Raw genomic sequence first — 547 nt, 5'->3', positions numbered from 1 at the left:
ATATTTATATTGTCTATAGACTCTTCTAGGTATTTCATCACATCATCTATATTTTCATCCATTTCAATTATCAAAGCTCGTTCTAACGTATTTCCTGCTTTATCACTAAAAAATCTAACATTAATCATTCTAGCTTTTCTGATTTTTTCCATTGTTTGTTCATTTGTATTCACATTTAACATCTCCTAGATAGTTTATAAGTATTCCAACATTTACTACTTTATTCTACTTTCCAATCATCGTTAGATTTTTATATACACATTTTTCCATAATAAGAGATTGGATCAGTAAAGTTAATTTCTCCCAATTCTCCTTTTTTTGTATACAATCCATAAATACAAATTTAACTTCTTTTGTCGTATTTCCTATAGCACAATCAGATATTACGATATCTGCTTTTACAATATTAGTTGTAAACTGGATAAAATTATGAGAGTACATTTTAGACAATATATTCTTAACAACATTTATATACTCTGGTTGGTTAATTCCACTCACTGCTATATAAATTAAGTCATTCTCTTGAAACAAAATATTGGATGCAATG

General features: G+C 26.7%; 1 pseudogene. It reads right to left on the bottom strand.

Going from position 1 to position 547, the window contains the following annotated elements:
• Positions 1-225: 225 nt before the first annotated feature.
• A pseudogene (locus A5867_RS18125) lies at positions 226-547 on the bottom strand (M protein trans-acting positive regulator); the annotation flags it as partial.

It is taken from the genome of Enterococcus sp. 6D12_DIV0197, from assembly GCF_002174385.1.
In the GTDB taxonomy this organism is placed as follows: domain Bacteria; phylum Bacillota; class Bacilli; order Lactobacillales; family Enterococcaceae; genus Enterococcus_D; species Enterococcus_D casseliflavus.
The sequence above is the reverse complement of the archived record's forward strand: the minus strand, read 5'-3'. Positions and strand labels throughout refer to the sequence as shown.